A 13,104-nucleotide genomic window follows, 5' to 3' on the forward strand; every position below is an offset into this window, starting at 1 on the left:
GACGTGGCTGATATCACTGAATTCAAAGCGAGCCTCTTCCGCTCGCGACATGATCCCGATATGACCCCGGCGTTGTTGTGACTGGAAAAACGCCATGACCAGGATTGATGCAATTGCCCGAGCCCGTCAGGCCCTGACGAGCGGTGACTTTCTGGCCGAGCTTGGCCGCCGGGTCGCGTATCGGACCGAAAGCCTCAATCCCGATCGCAAGGCCGAACTCGCGGCCTATCTGACCGACGAGCTGACGCCGTCCTTCACCGCACTCGGTTTCACCTCCGAACTCGTGCCCTCACCGAGCGGCCGCGCGCCGTTCCTGATTGCGACCTATCACGAGAGCGACAGCGCGCCCACCGTGCTGAGCTATGGCCATGGCGACACCGTCGATGGCATGGCCGACGAATGGCGCGACGGGCGCGATCCATGGGCGGTGACGCCCGCGGGCAACCGCCTCTATGGCCGCGGCACCGCCGACAACAAGGGCCAGCACAGCATCAACATGGCGGCGCTGCGCGCGGTGCGCGAGGCCCGCGGCGGCAAGCTCGGCTTCAATGCGAAGTTCATCATCGAGATGGGCGAGGAGATCGGTTCGCCCGATCTCGCCAAGGTGGCCGACCTGCATCGCGACGCCTTGAAGGCCGACGTCTTCATCGGCTCGGACGGCCCGCGGCTGTCGACGTCGCGCCCCACCATCTTTCTCGGTTGCCGCGGCGGCATCCGGCTGCATCTCGACGTCAATCTGCGCGAGGGCGGCAATCACTCCGGCAATTGGGGCGGGGTGCTCGCCAATCCCGCCACCATCCTCGCCAATGCGATTGCGACGCTGGTTGACGGCCATGGCCGCATCAAGCTCGACTCGCTGAAGCCGCCGCGCCTCACCAATGCGATCCGCGCCATCCTCGCCGACGTGAAGGTCGAGCCGACCGCCGACGAGCCGGCGCTGTCGGACAATTGGGGCGAGGAGGGCCTCTCCCCCGCGGAGCGGCTGTACGCCTGGAACACGCTCGAGGTGCTGGCGATCTCCTCGGGCAATATCGACAAGCCGGCGAATGCGATTCCCGGCCGCGCGAGCGCCGTGCTGCAACTGCGCTTCGTGGTCGGCACCAAGGTCGACAGCATCGTCGACGATGTGAAGACCCATCTCGCCGCGCACGGCTTCCCGATGATCGAGGTCAGCAAGGCGCAGGGCTTCATGGCCTCGCGCGCCGACATCGACAGCCCCTGGATCACATGGGCCGCCGATTCGATTCGCATGAGCACCGGCAAGGCGCCCGCGGTGCTGCCGAACTTCGGCGGATCGTTGCCCAACGACGTGTTTGCCGACGTGCTGAAGATGCCGACGATGTGGGTGCCGCACTCTTATCCCGGCTGCTCGCAGCATGCGCCGGACGAGCATATCCTGCTGGATGTGACGGAAGAGGCGCTCGGGCTGATGGCCGGACTGTTCTGGGATCTCGGCGAGTTGCGGAAGCCGTTGTGAGCTGGGATGGGCGCACGAGCGCTCGCTGCAGGTGAGATGTTCTTCGCCAACCGCGAGGTGAACCAGAGACGATCCTGCAGCACCTCGTTCTGCAGACGTCGTACCCAATAGGAGAATGCTTCCTTGGAGCCCATCGCTTACGTCAACGGCGCCTTCGTGCCCCTGTCCGAGGCCAAGGTCTCGATCCTCGATCGCGGCTTCCTGTTTGCCGACGGCATCTATGAGGTGGCGGCGGTGCTCGACGGCAAGCTCGTCGACAGCGCATCGCATCTCGCCCGTCTGGAGCGCTCGGTCGGCGAGATCGGGCTGGCATTGCCCGAGAGCCTCGCGCGCATCGAGGAACTGCAAAAGGAGCTGGTTGCGCGCAACCAGCTCGACCAGGGCATGGTCTATCTGCAGGTCACGCGCGGCGCCGACAAGGGCCGCGACTTCCCGTTTCCGAAGGGCGACGTCAGGCCGACCTTGGTGATGTTCGTGACGGCCAAGACCATCGTCGATGCGCCCTCGGCGAAAGCGGGCATCGCCGTCATCACCGTGCCTGACATCCGCTGGGAGCGGCGCGACATCAAGAGCGTGGCGCTGCTGGCGCAGGTCTTGGCCAAGCAGGCGGCTGCCGCCGCCGGCGCGAGCGAGGCTTGGATGGTCGAGGACGGTCACGTCACCGAGGGCGGCTCGTCCACGGCCTTCATCCTGACCCGGGATGACGTGATCGTGACGCGGCCGAACTCGAACGCCATCCTGCCGGGCTGTACCCGCAAGGCGGTGGTGAAGCTCGCCGAGGAGCGCCAGCTCAAGGTCGAGGAGCGGCTGTTCACGGTCGCGGAAGCGCTCGCGGCCAAGGAGGCCTTCATCACCAGCGCGAGCTCGTTCGTGCAGCCGGTGGTCTCGATCGACGGCAAGCCGGTCGGCGACGGCAAGGTCGGGCCCGTCGCGACGCGGCTGCGCGAGATCTATGTCGATTTTGCCCGGGCGACGGCGGTGTAGTTCAGCGACAGAGCAGGTGCAGCATCGAAACTCGTTTGCATTGTCCGGCGCTTTGCTATCGTGGCCAAGCAACAGAAAATGTCAGGGAGGAGTTTCGATGCGTTATCGCTGGGGCGTGCTTGCGGCCGGACTGGTCATGACGGGCGCCGCGTTGAATGGGATCGGGACGGCGTCGGCCGATGACGGCTGGGTGACGCTGGTCGACGGCGACAAGAAGGTCGAGTTCACCGAGGTCGGCAAGGCCAATTGGGCAGCCAAGGACGGCGCGCTCTCGGCCGACAAGCTCGACGGCAAGGATCCGTCCTATCTGGTCACCAAGACCAGCTACAAGGATTTCCAGATCAAGGCCGAGTTCTGGGTCGACGACGCCGCCAACAGCGGCATCTTCATCCGCTGCGACCAGTCGGACAAGATCGACTCCAACATCTGCTACGAGGTCAACATCTTCGACAAGCGGCCCGATCCGAAATACGGCACCGGCGCGATCGTCGACGTGGCGAAGGTCGATCCGATGCCGAAAGCGGGCGGCAAGTGGAATACCTACGAGATCACTGCCAAGGGCACCCGGCTGACCGTGATCCTCAACGGCGAGAAGACCGCCGATGTCGACGACAGCAAGCATGCGGCGGGGCCGATCGCCCTGCAATACGGCTCGGGCGTCGTGAAGTTCAAGAAGGTGCAGATCAAGCCGCTGTAGCGGCCGTGGCCGCTGTCCCGGCCGAGCATTCCGGGCAGCGGCGTTGGCCGCGGCTCGCCCGGTAGAGGCTCTTGCAGTACCAGCGGCGCGCCATCATCTGCAGCGGATGGCGGGCCAGACGGGCCAGCGTCATCAGTTCGAGCATGGCGGGCATTGCGGACTCCCTTTCCTACTTTCCGATATTTGCGAGATGGGGCGGCACTTCGTTTGCGGAAGTGCCGCCCCAGTCGCATCAGCCATGCAGCTTTTTGGCGGTTTCGGCGATCACGCGGCCCTGATAGCGCGCCCCCGCCAGCTCGTTCTCGCTCGGCAGGCGGCTGCCGTCACCGCCGGTGATGGTGGTCGCGCCATAGGGCGAGCCGCCGGTGACCTCATCGAGCTTCATCTGGCCGGCGAAGCCGTAATTGAGGCCGACGATGGTCATGCCGAAATGCAAGAGGTTGGTGATGATCGTGAACAGCGTGGTCTCCTGGCCGCCATGCTGGGTCGCGGTCGAGGTGAACGCGCCGCCGACCTTGCCGTTCAGCGCGCCCCTGGCCCAGAGGCCGCCGGCCTGGTCGAGGAAGTTCGCCATCTGCGAGGCCATGCGGCCGAAGCGCGTGCCGGTGCCGACGATGATCGCGTCGTAGTTGGCGAGCTCCTCGATCTTGGCGATCGGGGCGGCCTGGTCGAGCTTGTAGTGCGATGCCTTGGCGACATCGTCGGGCACCAGCTCCGGCACGCGCTTGACGTCGACGGTGGCGCCGGCCTCGCGGGCGCCTTCGGCGACCGCATTGGCCATCGCTTCGATGTGGCCGTAGGCGGAGTAGTAGAGAACGAGAACTTTGGTCATGGCAGTCTCCGTGGGGATGAGGGTGAGCAGAAATGGTTAGGCGGCGTCGACCAGCACGAGCTCGGAATCCTCGAGCGCGGTGATCTTCAGCGTGGCCTCGTCGCGGATAGCGGCGCCGTCACGGGCGTTGACGCGCACGCCATTGACTTCGACGCTGCCGGCGGCCGGCACGAGATAGAGGTGCCGCGCCCTGTCGGCCGCGTATTCGGCGGTTTCGCCGGCCTTCAGCGTGGTGCCGAGCACGCGCGCCTGGGCGCGGATCGGCAGGGCGTCGGTGTCGTCCGCGAAGCCCGAGGCGAGCGTCACGAGCTTGCCGGAGCGGTCGGACTTCGGAAACGGCTTGGCGCCCCAGGTCGGCTGGCCGCCATCGGTGGCGGGCTCGATCCAGATCTGGAAAATGCGCGTCGTGGTCGGCTCGAGATTGTATTCGGAGTGGCGGATGCCGCTGCCCGCACTCATCACCTGGACGTCGCCGGCTTCGGTACGGCCCTTGTTGCCGAGGCTGTCCTGATGGGTGATCGCGCCTTCGCGGACATAGGTGATGATCTCCATGTTGCGATGGGGATGCGCCGGGAAGCCGGTGTTCGGCGCGATCTCGTCGTCGTTCCACACCCGCAGCGCGCCGTGGCCCATATTGCTGGGGTCGTAATAGTTCGCGAACGAGAAATGGTGCTTGGCCTTCAGCCAGCCGTGGTCGGCGCCGCCCAGCGCCGCAAAGGGCTTCAGTTCGATCATGGGTTTGCTCCGTTGTCGTACGCCGGCCGCGCGCCGCCGTGCTGTTGGGCCTTGGAATAGGCTGGGAGGCTGGGTATATAAATAGAAACTATTGAAACCTATTGTTTCTAAAAATGAGACCATGCCGATGGCGCGACTTCCCGATTTCGAGGCGATGGCGATCTTCGCCAAGGTCGTCGAACTGCGCTCCTTCGCCGGCGCCGCCCAGGAGCTGAGCCTGTCCAAGGCGTCGGTGTCGAAGGCCGTGAGCCGGCTGGAGGAGCGGCTGGGCACCCGGTTGTTCAACCGCACCTCGCGCCGGCTGGCGCTGACCGATGCCGGGCAGCGCCTGTCGGAGCGGGCCGCGCAGCTGCTCGCCGATGGCGAGGCGGCGGAGACTGAGGCGCTGGCGCAGTCGCTGACGCCGCGCGGGCTGGTGCGTTTCGCGGTGCCGATGACCTTCGGTGTGAAGAAGATCGCACCGCTGCTGCCGGCCTTTCTCGAGCAATATCCGGAGGTGTCGATCGACCTGCATATGAGCGACGCGACCGTCGATCTGATCGGAGAGGGATTCGATCTCGCGCTGCGCATCGCGCGGCTGCCGGACTCGTCACTGGTCGCGCGCCGGCTCTGTCCGATGCCGCGCTATACGGTGGCGGCGCCGTCTTATCTGAAGCGGCACGGACGGCCGACGCATCCGATGCATCTCGCCGAGCACAAATGCTTCGGCTACGCCTATCTCTCCACCGCCGGCGTCTGGCACTACAGCAACGCGGCCGGCGAGCAGGCCAGTGTGCGGCCAGCGGGACAGCTGCGCGTCAACAATGGCGAGGCGGTGCTGCCAGCGGTGATCGCGGGTCTTGGGATCGCCGACCTGCCTGATTTCATCATCGCTGATGCGATCGCCTCGGGCGAGGTCGAGGTGATTCTCAAAGGTTGGAGTCAGCCCGAAGGCGCGATGCATCTGGTGATGCCGCCCGGTGGCCCGAGGCCGGCGCGGGTTGAGGTGCTGACGGAGTTTCTGGTCAAGGAGCTCGCAAGGGGGAAGAAGCGATGATCGCGCCGGCCGACGTCAGCCGATCAGGACTGCACCTCGCAGACGTCGACCCATTCGGCTCCCGTCAGCTCCGCCATGCGGTCCGGCGTAATCTTCACCGCGCTGTGCGTCGAGCCCGCGGCCGGTACGACGATGTCGAAGGCCTTCAGCGAGACGTCGCAATACACCGGCAGCGGGGACTTCAAGCCGAACGGGCAGACGCCGCCGACCTCGTGTCCGGTGATGTCGGCGACCTCGTCGAGGCCGAGCATCTTCGGCTTGCCGCCGAACAGCGCCTTGACCTTCTTGTTGTCCATCCGCGCGTGACCGGCGGCGACGATCAGGATGACGCGGTCGCCGACGCGAAGCGAGAGTGTCTTGGCGATGCGGGCAGGCTCCACGCCATAGGCTTCCGCAGCGAGCGCCACGGTGGCGGAGCTCTGGCTGGAAACGAGGACGTCGATGTCGGGGGCTTTTTCGGCGAAGAAGGCGCGGACGGATTCAAGGCTCATGCTGGCTTGCGATCTCAGGCAGGTCGGACAGCGCAGCAATACGATAATCGGGCGCAAAACCCAACTCGTCCATCTGGGTGCGCAGCGCCTTGAACAGGGTCAGCGGCGCCACCAACTCGGTCTTGATGCAGGCTGCAGCCATGGCCTGCGGCGTGACACGCTCGATCCAGGCGACGCTCAATCCAAAGGCCTTGGCGCCGCACACGTCCCACGGATTGGACGACACGAACAGCACATCGGACGGCGCCAGGCCGAGCGTCTGCTCAATCAGCGCATAGGCCTCTGGGCTCGGCTTGAAGATCTGGCGCGCATCGACGCTGATGACGGCGTCGAGCAGCGTGTCGAAACCGCTGGCCTTGACCAGCGCGCCGAGCATCGCGGGGCTGCCGTTGGAGAGGGTCGCAAGCCGGTGAGGCTTCATCGCTGCAAGCGCGGCCCGTGCGTCGGGATAGGGATCCAGATCGAGGTACTTGGCGATGATGCGGTCCAGCGTGGCTGCATCAGCGGGAAGCCCGAGAATGCGCAGCGTGTAGATCAGCGAGTCGCGGGTGACGACGGCAAAATCCTCGTAGCGCTGCATCAGCGAGCGCAGCCACGTGTATTCGAGCTGCTTGATGCGCCAGATCTGGGTGATGATGTCGCCATGGCCGGGGAAGGCCTGTTCGGTGACGGCCGCCACCGACTGGATGTCGTACAGCGTGCCATAGGCGTCAAAGACCACAGCTTTGAATGGCACGGCGCTCACCTGGTCATAAAGAAACAGGCGCGATGGCTGATGGCCACCGCGCCTGCGGATGATAGCACGATCCTCGCTGAGGAGCGCTGTCAGATGCCAAGCAGTTTGCGCGCGTTGGCCTTCAGGACCTTCGGCCGGATCTCCTCGCGGATGTCGAGCTTGGCGAAGTCGGCCAGCCAGCGATCCGGTGTGATCACCGGCCAGTCCGAGCCGAACAGCATCTTGTCCTGCAGAATCGAGTTGATGTAACGCACCAGGATCGGCGGGAAATATTTCGGCGACCAGCCCGAGAGGTCGATATAGACGTTCGGCTTGTGGGTCGCGACCGACAGCGCCTCCTCCTGCCAGGGAAAGGAGGGGTGCGCGAGAATGATCTTGAGGTCGGGGAAGTCGGCCGCGACGTCGTCCATGTACATCGGGTTGGAATATTTCAGACGCATGCCCATGCCGCCCGGCATGCCCGAGCCGACGCCGGTCTGGCCGGTGTGGAACAGCGCGATCGCGCCGCCATCATTGATGGCCTCGTAGAGCGGATAAGCGAGGCGATCGTTGGCGTAGAAGCCCTGCATCGTCGGGTGGAACTTGAAACCGCGGACGCCATACTCCTCGATCAGCTTGCGCGCCTCGCGCACGCCGAGCTTGCCCTTGTGCGGATCGATGCTGACGAAGGGGATCAGCACATCGAGATGGTCGGAGGCGACTTCGAGCATCTCGTAATTGTTGTAGCGGCGGAAGCCGGTCTCGCGCTCGGCATCGACCGGAAAGATCACCGCGGCGATGTTCTTGGAGCGGTAATAGGCCGCCGTCTCCGGTACGGTCGGCGGATGCTTGTGCGGCGACTTGAAGTAGTCGGCCATCTGGGCCTGGAAATCGTCGTAGCCGTCATCCGCATGCATGCCGCAGGGCTCCTCGGCATGGGTGTGGATGTCGATGGCGACGACGTCGTCGATCTTGGGCAGAGCGAGCTTGGGCATGGGCGTTCCCGGCGGTTGGTTCTTGGCTTTGGAAAATTGATTATACGATATAACAAATTTGGCAATCGCCAAATCGGCATCCGGACTGTCTGCCTCGGTCTGGGCTATGGTAGGCCGTCGCTGTTGAAGCCGGGCTTGCCATCATTGACATCCGGCCGGCCGGTGGTTAGAAACCGGCCAGTCCGGGCGACTTGGTCGCTTGCGGAAATCCATTCCTATTTGCCACTTTCGGCCTGTCAAACACGGCCTTTCAAACGCATCAGGATGTCCCATGAAGGTCCGTAACTCGCTGAAGTCGCTGCGTGGCCGCCATCGCGCCAACCGTCTGGTTCGCCGCAAGGGCCGCGTCTATGTGATCAACAAGGTCCAGCGCCGCTTCAAGGCCCGCCAGGGCTGATTCCGGTCGCCTGCGCCGCCTGCTCACAGGCCTTTGACGCGCGTGCTGCTTTGCAGGACGCGCTGTCTGCGTTTAGACTTGGTGCATGGCAAAACGATCTTCCTGGGCGGCTCTGCTGGCCGCTGTCGTCATCTTGGTGCCGCACCTCGCGCAGGCGCAGGCTGAACCTCGCGCGGGGGTCAAGCCGAAACCGCCCGAGGCTCCTGCCAAGCTGCCGAAGGTCGGGGCCGATAAGACCAAGGGGCTCGATTTCCTGTTCGGCGCGCTCAAGGCGGCCCCGGATGACGTCAGCGCCAAGCACGTCGAAGCGCGGATCTGGGCAATCTGGCTGCAAACCCCGAGCGACACCGTCGCCTTGCTGATGTCACGCTCGAAGGCCGCGATGGATGCGCGGCAGAATGAGGTGGCGCTGAAGCTGCTCGATTCCGTCATCAAGCTCCGGCCCGATTATGTCGAGGCTTGGAACCGGCGCGCCACAATCTATTACCTGCAGAATGACTACGGTCGCTCGCTCGCTGACATCCAGCAGGTGCTGCTGCGGGAGCCGCGGCATTTCGGCGCGCTGGCCGGCCTCGGTATGATCATGCAGGATCTCGGCGAGGAGAAGCGGGCGCTGGATGCCTTCCGCAAGGCGCTCGACGTCAATCCTCACCTGGAGAAGGTGCCTGACCTGGTCAAGACCCTGACCGAAAAGGTCGAAGGCCGCGATATCTAGCCGTTCGATCGACCCGCCCGTTCAATGTGCGATTAACCGTGTCGGAATCGGCAGCCTTGCTGCTGACCCCGCGCGAGCCTAACTGCCGCTTGACCGAGACCGGTCGGCAGGAGAGGGCGCAATGATCCGTACGGTGCTGACGGCAGCGCTGGTGATGGCAGTGGCAACGGCCGCCTGGGCCGAGGACAGGTTCTGGGTGGTCGGCAACCGTGCTACCAACAAGTGCGAAATCGTGACTAGCAACCCAGTCGTCACGATCATGGGTGACATCTGGTTCGCATCCGGGCCATTCAAGTCGCTGGACGACGCCAAGCTGGCGCGATCGACCATTAACGCGTGTCCGAACAAGGACATCACGTCCGAGGATTGATCGGCCCAAGATCCGGCGAAGCCGGGTCGGTCCGTCAGTGGAAAGCGGTGCTGCGGCGCTCCGGCAGGCCGTATTGGACGGCGGCAGCATAAAGCTGCGCGATCTCGGCCTCGAGATGCTCGTTGACCAGCAGCAGGGCCTTCAGCGCACCACGGAGATCGCCATTGCAGCTGGCGACGATCTCGTCGATGGCTGCCTCGCTCGAACGGAAACTCATTGTTACCCCCTCCCAAAACTACAAACTAACGCAGGGCTGGTCATCGTTGCTGTGCGCAGCGGGACCTGACTTGACCGCAAGTAATTCATGGCCATTGGCCGATTGCGAGGAAAAGTCCCGACCATGGTTATAAAAAGGCCGACGACGCCATGATGACGGAATCGGCTTGACCGCACGTGAGATTGTGCCGTCCTTCGCGCAACTCTCTCCAAGCGGCGCCGTATCTAGCGGGTGACACGCAGAAAAAACCTAATGATTTCAATAGCAATCGTGGGTGCGATGGGGGCGCTGGCGCTCGCCACGCGGGCCGGTGTGGCGATCGTCGAAAGGCGTTATCCGCCGCAAGGGCAGGCGATCCCTGTTAACGGTGCAACTATCAATCTTGTGGATATCGGCCCCCGCGACGGCCAAAGGCCGCCGCTTTTGCTGATCCACGGCGCCAGTTCAAACCTGGAGGCGATGCGCAGGCCGCTGGGCGATCTGCTGGCGCAGCGGCATCGGGTGCTGCTGGTCGACCGCCCCGGGCACGGCTGGAGCCCGCGCGAGCGGAGCGAGGATTCCACCCCTGCCGCGCAGGCCCGCATGCTGGACGAGGCGTTGGCCCGGGCGGGGATCGGTCCGGTGATCCTGGTCGTTCACTCCTGGAGCGGGGCGCTCGGCTTGCGCATGGCGCTCGACTTTCCCGAGCGGGTGGCCGGGCTCGTGATGCTGGCCCCGGTCGCCTATCCCTGGCGCGGTGGGGTGGGCCAGTACAATGCGGCGGTGACGACCCCGGTGGTTGGGCCGCTGCTGGCCCACACGATCACCCTGCCGCTCGGCCTTGCGCTGATGGCTTCAGGGGCGCGCGGCGTGTTCGCGCCGCAGCAGATGCCGGACGATTTCGTGGACCGGACGGCAACGCCGCTGCTGTTGCGGCCGCAAGAATTCATCGCCAATGCGCGCGATCTCGTCACCCTGAAGCAGTCGGTGACCGAGCAGGCGGCGCGCTACAGCGAGATCCGGGTGCCCGTGACCATCGTGGCAGGTGACGCCGACACCACCGTCTCCACCGCCATCCATTCCCGTCCGCTTGCCCAGGCGATCTCCCAGACGCGGCTGATCGTACTGCCCGGGCTGGGGCATATGGTCCAGAATGCGGTGCCCGATCTGGTGGCCAGCGAGGTCGAGCGCCTTGTCGCGGCGGTGGCGCCGGCCGAAGCGGCCACGCCGTGACCGGGGGCTGGTCAAGCACGTGGCCCACGAAATGCCCGAGGAACTGGCCCAAGAAAAAGCCCCGGCGGGACGCCGGGGCTCGAATCCTCTTTAACCGGTCGGGAGCAGCCCATTACTGCTTCTGCTTGCCGTCCTTGTCGAAGGACGACACATACGCCCACAGGTTGTTGATCTCGTTCTCGCTCTTGATGCCGGCGAAGGTCATCTTGGTGCCCGGGATCTTGGCCTTCGGGTCCTTGATGTATTCCTTGAACACGGCTTCGTTCCAGGTGATGCCCGAGTTCTTGTTCGCATCTGAATAGTTGTAGTCCGGCACAGTGCCCGATTTGCGGCCGTCGAGGCCGTTGAGTTCCGGGCCCACCTTGTTCTTCGCACCTTCGCCGATCGCATGGCAGGGCAGGCACTTGTTAAAGGCGGTCTTGCCTGCGGCGGCATCCTGCGCCAGCGCGGCAGAGGCCACCGACGACGAGGCAATAACGACGAGCGCAGTCAAAGTCAGTTTCTTCATGGATCAGGCTCTGTGGTTACGAGACAAGGTTTGTACGGAGGTTTGTTGCATGGCCTCCGCCCTCACACAAGTCGCTCGTCCCCTTCCGGTTCAGCATTATCGTCGGCTTGTTTGCGCGGCAGCAAACAGTGAAACCCGGCTTGGCCGCCTACCCAAACCGCCGTGGTTGTGATTGATATGGCGGCACAAATCGTTTTCAGGAGATGCGCGCGATGGCGATCATGATGCCGGAAGCTGATCAGGCGGTGTTGGCACGGCGTGACCAGATCGTTGCTGCACTGCGTGCGATCGTACCGGGAGAGGGCGTCATCGACAGCGCTGCCGAAATGCTCCCTTACGAGTCTGACGGGTTGATGGCCTATCGGCAGCCGCCGATGGTCGTGGTGCTGCCGGAGACCACGGCACAGGTGGCCAAGGTCCTGAAGTACTGCCACGAGCAAGGCATCAAGGTGGTTCCCCGCGGCTCGGGAACGTCACTGTCGGGCGGCGCGCTGCCGCTCGCCGACGGCGTGCTGCTCGGGCTTGGCAAGTTCAAGCGGATCCGCGAGATCGACTTCGACAACCGCGTCGTCGTGACCGAGCCCGGCGTCACCAACCTCGCCATCAGCCAGGCGGTCGCGCATGCCGGCTTCTACTACGCGCCCGATCCGTCCTCGCAGATCGCCTGCTCGATCGGTGGCAATGTCGCGGAGAATTCCGGCGGCGTGCATTGCCTCAAATACGGCATGACCACCAATAACGTGCTCGGTTGCGAGATCGTGCTGATCAATGGCGAGGTGTTGCGGATCGGAGGCAAGTGCGCCGAGAACGCCGGCTACGATCTGATGGGGCTGATCACGGGATCCGAGGGGCTGCTCGGCGTGGTCACCGAGGTGACCGTCCGGATTCTGCAGAAGCCGGAGACGGCGCGGGCGCTGATGGTCGGGTTTTCCGAGGTCGAAGCTGCCGGCGAATGCGTGGCGCGCATCATCGGAGCCGGCATCATCCCCGGCGGCATGGAGATGATGGACAAGCCTGCGATCCACGCCGCCGAGGCCTTCGTTCATGCCGGCTATCCGCTGGACGTGGAGGCGCTCTTGATCATCGAGCTCGATGGCCCCGGCGTGGAGGTCGACGAACTGATCGGCCGCGTCGAGGCGATCGCCAATGGCTGCGGCTCGACGACATGTCGCATCTCGACCTCCGAGGCCGAGCGCAACTTGTTCTGGGCAGGGCGCAAGGCCGCCTTTCCGGCCGTCGGCCGGATCTCGCCGGACTATCTTTGCATGGACGGCACGATCCCGCGCGGCGCATTGCCGAAGGCGCTGGCGCGGATCCGCGAGCTGTCGGAGAAGTACCAGCTCGGCTGCGCCAATGTGTTTCATGCCGGCGATGGCAATCTTCACCCGCTCATTCTTTACGACGCCAATAAGCCTGGCGAAATGGAGCGCGCCGAGGCGTTCGGCGCCGACATCCTGCGCTGTTGCGTCGAGCTCGGCGGCGTTCTGACCGGCGAGCATGGCGTCGGCATCGAGAAGCGCGACCTGATGCCGGACATGTTCACCGAGATCGACCTGAACCAGCAACAGCGCGTGAAATGCGCCTTCGACAGCCAGGGCCTGCTCAATCCCGGCAAGGTCTTCCCCACGCTGCATCGCTGCGCCGAGCTCGGGCGCATGCACGTTCATGGCGGCCGGCTCGCCTTTCCCGACCTGCCCAGGTTCTGATGACGGCTTCTGAACGG

The 13,104-nt window shown here is 64.6% G+C and carries 17 protein-coding genes; 9 read left to right on the forward strand and 8 right to left on the reverse strand.

Features of this window, described 5'->3' with window-relative positions:
• Positions 1-94: 94 nt before the first annotated feature.
• The 3 genes from BBTA_RS07630 (at position 95) to BBTA_RS07640 (ending at position 3,158) form a co-directional block, all read left to right on the forward strand.
• A complete protein-coding gene (locus BBTA_RS07630; RefSeq protein WP_012041891.1) occupies positions 95-1,477 on the forward strand; it encodes a M20 family metallopeptidase in 1,383 nt (460 codons plus the stop codon).
• Positions 1,478-1,600: 123 nt separating this feature from the next.
• On the forward strand, positions 1,601-2,461 hold the full coding sequence (locus tag BBTA_RS07635) for a D-amino-acid transaminase (protein ID WP_012041892.1): 861 nt from the start codon (positions 1,601-1,603) through the stop codon (positions 2,459-2,461).
• Between the two features lie 97 nt (positions 2,462-2,558).
• Positions 2,559-3,158 (forward strand): DUF1080 domain-containing protein, encoded by a 600-nt coding sequence (locus BBTA_RS07640; protein ID WP_041750451.1) that lies wholly within the window; start codon positions 2,559-2,561, stop codon positions 3,156-3,158.
• Here BBTA_RS07640 and BBTA_RS40670 read toward each other — a convergent pair.
• From BBTA_RS40670 to BBTA_RS07650, 3 genes are all read right to left on the reverse strand, one after another.
• Complete coding sequence (locus tag BBTA_RS40670) at positions 3,145-3,312, reverse strand: hypothetical protein (RefSeq protein WP_012041894.1); 168 nt, start codon at positions 3,310-3,312, stop codon at positions 3,145-3,147. The two genes, BBTA_RS07640 and BBTA_RS40670, sit on opposite strands and share 14 nt — an antisense overlap.
• A 78-nt stretch (positions 3,313-3,390) precedes the next feature.
• Entirely contained in the window at positions 3,391-3,990 is a 600-nt protein-coding gene (wrbA, locus tag BBTA_RS07645) for an NAD(P)H:quinone oxidoreductase (RefSeq protein ID WP_012041895.1), read from the reverse strand.
• A gap of 36 nt (positions 3,991-4,026) precedes the next feature.
• The gene (locus BBTA_RS07650) at positions 4,027-4,725 is read right to left on the reverse strand and encodes a pirin family protein (RefSeq protein ID WP_012041896.1); all 699 of its coding nucleotides are present in this window, start codon (positions 4,723-4,725) and stop codon (positions 4,027-4,029) included.
• Between the two features lie 127 nt (positions 4,726-4,852).
• Between BBTA_RS07650 and BBTA_RS07655 the strand changes: the two genes are divergently transcribed.
• Positions 4,853-5,761, forward strand: a complete 909-nt coding sequence (locus tag BBTA_RS07655; protein ID WP_012041897.1) for a LysR family transcriptional regulator — start codon at positions 4,853-4,855, stop codon at positions 5,759-5,761.
• A gap of 23 nt (positions 5,762-5,784) precedes the next feature.
• Here BBTA_RS07655 and BBTA_RS07660 read toward each other — a convergent pair whose 3' ends face one another.
• From BBTA_RS07660 to BBTA_RS07670, 3 genes are all read right to left on the reverse strand, one after another.
• Positions 5,785-6,252, reverse strand: coding sequence for a YbaK/EbsC family protein (locus BBTA_RS07660; RefSeq protein ID WP_012041898.1), 468 nt, complete (start codon positions 6,250-6,252; stop codon positions 5,785-5,787).
• Positions 6,242-6,988: a haloacid dehalogenase type II gene (locus tag BBTA_RS07665; protein ID WP_041751323.1), complete on the reverse strand. Its 747-nt coding sequence runs from the start codon at positions 6,986-6,988 to the stop codon at positions 6,242-6,244. The genes BBTA_RS07660 and BBTA_RS07665 overlap by 11 nt, the downstream gene beginning before the upstream one ends.
• Positions 6,989-7,077: 89 nt before the next feature.
• Positions 7,078-7,962: a 4-hydroxyphenyl-beta-ketoacyl-CoA hydrolase gene (locus BBTA_RS07670; protein WP_009028889.1), complete on the reverse strand. Its 885-nt coding sequence runs from the start codon at positions 7,960-7,962 to the stop codon at positions 7,078-7,080.
• 271 nt (positions 7,963-8,233) lie between these two features.
• On the opposite strand from BBTA_RS07670, the gene ykgO reads away from it, so the two are divergent.
• The 3 genes from ykgO to BBTA_RS07685 all read left to right on the forward strand — a co-directional run bounded on the left by ykgO (position 8,234) and on the right by BBTA_RS07685 (position 9,444).
• A complete protein-coding gene (gene ykgO / locus BBTA_RS07675) occupies positions 8,234-8,359 on the forward strand; it encodes a type B 50S ribosomal protein L36 (RefSeq protein ID WP_006611362.1) in 126 nt (41 codons plus the stop codon).
• A gap of 85 nt (positions 8,360-8,444) precedes the next feature.
• On the forward strand, positions 8,445-9,074 hold the full coding sequence (locus BBTA_RS07680; protein ID WP_041750452.1) for a tetratricopeptide repeat protein: 630 nt from the start codon (positions 8,445-8,447) through the stop codon (positions 9,072-9,074).
• A gap of 121 nt (positions 9,075-9,195) precedes the next feature.
• Positions 9,196-9,444: a hypothetical protein gene (locus BBTA_RS07685; protein WP_012041901.1), complete on the forward strand. Its 249-nt coding sequence runs from the start codon at positions 9,196-9,198 to the stop codon at positions 9,442-9,444.
• A gap of 34 nt (positions 9,445-9,478) precedes the next feature.
• Here the strand turns inward: BBTA_RS07685 and BBTA_RS07690 are convergent, their stop codons facing one another.
• Complete coding sequence (locus BBTA_RS07690) at positions 9,479-9,661, reverse strand: hypothetical protein (protein WP_012041902.1); 183 nt, start codon at positions 9,659-9,661, stop codon at positions 9,479-9,481.
• Positions 9,662-9,913: 252 nt separating this feature from the next.
• On the opposite strand from BBTA_RS07690, the gene BBTA_RS07695 reads away from it, so the two are divergent.
• Positions 9,914-10,873: an alpha/beta fold hydrolase gene (locus BBTA_RS07695; protein ID WP_012041903.1), complete on the forward strand. Its 960-nt coding sequence runs from the start codon at positions 9,914-9,916 to the stop codon at positions 10,871-10,873.
• A gap of 112 nt (positions 10,874-10,985) precedes the next feature.
• On the opposite strand, the gene cycA is transcribed toward BBTA_RS07695, so the two are convergent.
• Positions 10,986-11,381: a cytochrome c-550 CycA gene (gene cycA / locus BBTA_RS07700; RefSeq protein ID WP_041750453.1), complete on the reverse strand. Its 396-nt coding sequence runs from the start codon at positions 11,379-11,381 to the stop codon at positions 10,986-10,988.
• Positions 11,382-11,593: 212 nt separating this feature from the next.
• Here cycA and BBTA_RS07705 point away from each other — a divergent pair, with 212 nt between their 5' ends.
• The gene (locus BBTA_RS07705) at positions 11,594-13,087 is read left to right on the forward strand and encodes an FAD-linked oxidase C-terminal domain-containing protein (protein ID WP_012041905.1); all 1,494 of its coding nucleotides are present in this window, start codon (positions 11,594-11,596) and stop codon (positions 13,085-13,087) included.
• Positions 13,088-13,104 lie beyond the last annotated feature (17 nt).

Source organism: Bradyrhizobium sp. BTAi1, from assembly GCF_000015165.1.
GTDB lineage: Bacteria > Pseudomonadota > Alphaproteobacteria > Rhizobiales > Xanthobacteraceae > Bradyrhizobium > Bradyrhizobium denitrificans.

What these genes read in the sequence shown, in the direction of transcription:
- BBTA_RS07705 (WP_012041905.1), top strand. Translation starts at nt 11,594, where the DNA reads ATGGCGATCATGATGCCGGAAGCTGATCAGGCGGTGTTGGCACGGCGT.
- BBTA_RS07660 (WP_012041898.1), bottom strand. Translation starts at nt 6,252, where the DNA reads ATGAGCCTTGAATCCGTCCGCGCCTTCTTCGCCGAAAAAGCCCCCGAC.
- BBTA_RS07655 (WP_012041897.1), top strand. Translation starts at nt 4,853, where the DNA reads ATGGCGCGACTTCCCGATTTCGAGGCGATGGCGATCTTCGCCAAGGTC.
- BBTA_RS07630 (WP_012041891.1), top strand. Translation starts at nt 95, where the DNA reads ATGACCAGGATTGATGCAATTGCCCGAGCCCGTCAGGCCCTGACGAGC.
- BBTA_RS07680 (WP_041750452.1), top strand. Translation starts at nt 8,445, where the DNA reads ATGGCAAAACGATCTTCCTGGGCGGCTCTGCTGGCCGCTGTCGTCATC.
- wrbA (WP_012041895.1), bottom strand. Translation starts at nt 3,990, where the DNA reads ATGACCAAAGTTCTCGTTCTCTACTACTCCGCCTACGGCCACATCGAA.
- BBTA_RS07650 (WP_012041896.1), bottom strand. Translation starts at nt 4,725, where the DNA reads ATGATCGAACTGAAGCCCTTTGCGGCGCTGGGCGGCGCCGACCACGGC.
- ykgO (WP_006611362.1), top strand. Translation starts at nt 8,234, where the DNA reads ATGAAGGTCCGTAACTCGCTGAAGTCGCTGCGTGGCCGCCATCGCGCC.
- BBTA_RS40670 (WP_012041894.1), bottom strand. Translation starts at nt 3,312, where the DNA reads ATGCCCGCCATGCTCGAACTGATGACGCTGGCCCGTCTGGCCCGCCAT.
- BBTA_RS07670 (WP_009028889.1), bottom strand. Translation starts at nt 7,962, where the DNA reads ATGCCCAAGCTCGCTCTGCCCAAGATCGACGACGTCGTCGCCATCGAC.
- BBTA_RS07695 (WP_012041903.1), top strand. Translation starts at nt 9,914, where the DNA reads ATGATTTCAATAGCAATCGTGGGTGCGATGGGGGCGCTGGCGCTCGCC.
- BBTA_RS07685 (WP_012041901.1), top strand. Translation starts at nt 9,196, where the DNA reads ATGATCCGTACGGTGCTGACGGCAGCGCTGGTGATGGCAGTGGCAACG.
- BBTA_RS07640 (WP_041750451.1), top strand. Translation starts at nt 2,559, where the DNA reads ATGCGTTATCGCTGGGGCGTGCTTGCGGCCGGACTGGTCATGACGGGC.
- cycA (WP_041750453.1), bottom strand. Translation starts at nt 11,381, where the DNA reads ATGAAGAAACTGACTTTGACTGCGCTCGTCGTTATTGCCTCGTCGTCG.
- BBTA_RS07690 (WP_012041902.1), bottom strand. Translation starts at nt 9,661, where the DNA reads ATGAGTTTCCGTTCGAGCGAGGCAGCCATCGACGAGATCGTCGCCAGC.